General features: G+C 59.2%; 1 protein-coding gene. It reads right to left on the bottom strand.

The window, feature by feature from the left end; translation table 11 throughout:
* Positions 1-284: 284 nt before the first annotated feature.
* On the bottom strand, positions 285-407 hold a 123-nt coding region (locus EOA38_RS38775; RefSeq protein WP_127301702.1), incomplete at its 5' end, for a DUF736 family protein.

Raw genomic sequence — 407 nt, 5'->3', positions numbered from 1 at the left:
GCCGGCCTCCGCGCCGGTTTTTTTGTGCTCGATTTTTTCCTCCGTTCAGACTCATTCGGCATGATTGCAAGGCTGAGCGTACAAAGTAAAGTATCAAAAATCCGCGAGCGGATCGTTGAGATCGCCGCCTGACAAGCAAGAATCGCGCCGGGATGCCTGGCGTTCGATTTCTTACGGTTTGCCCGAAGCCGCCCCATGGCGCGTCAAGCTATCGATCTGAGGCGCTGAGTAGCTGGGCGATCTGAATGACGCCCCGCTGTTTGCGGGGCGCCATTCGGTGTTTGTCAGTCGCCGTTGCGACGGTTCGGCCGAGACCAGATGAGGCTGTAGCTCTGACCGCCTTCGTCGGCGACGAGGTTGGCGTAGATTGGGGCGGTGAAGCTCGGATCGTCGAGCTTGAGGCCCAG

The organism is Mesorhizobium sp. M1E.F.Ca.ET.041.01.1.1 (assembly GCF_003997355.1).
Classification (GTDB): Bacteria; Pseudomonadota; Alphaproteobacteria; order Rhizobiales; family Rhizobiaceae; genus Mesorhizobium.
Note: the sequence above shows the minus strand (reverse complement) of the source record. Positions and strands in the feature narration are given on the sequence as shown.